1 protein-coding gene is annotated in these 327 nt (G+C 56.9%); it reads left to right on the plus strand.

The window, feature by feature from the left end:
• Positions 1-12: 12 nt before the first annotated feature.
• On the plus strand, positions 13-327 hold a 315-nt coding region (locus HB633_RS30705), incomplete at its 3' end, for a condensation domain-containing protein (RefSeq protein ID WP_346730396.1).

The raw sequence follows: 327 nt of genomic DNA on the forward strand, positions 1-327 counted from the left end.
GGGTTATACAACGTGCCGGCAATGGTGCGCTTGAGCGGTGATCTCAATGTCGACTCACTGCGCTTGACGCTCAACGAGGTGGTGCGTCGACATGAGTCGCTGCGCACGCACTTCGTTACGCAAGACGGTTTGGCGGTGCAGGAGATAGAGCCGTCGATGAAAATGGCGTTCCCGTTAATTGATTTGTCAGTGCTGGAAGTCGATGAACGGGAGCAGCGCTTGCAGGCGGAACTGCGAACGCAGGCGAGCGAACCGTTTGATCTCTCGAGTGGTCCGCTGATTAGAGGGGCGCTCATTCGTCTGGACGAAACTGAGCATGTGGTGTCG

The sequence above is a fragment of the Caballeronia sp. dw_276 genome (genome assembly GCF_018449635.1).
Lineage (GTDB): Bacteria > Pseudomonadota > Gammaproteobacteria > Burkholderiales > Burkholderiaceae > Caballeronia.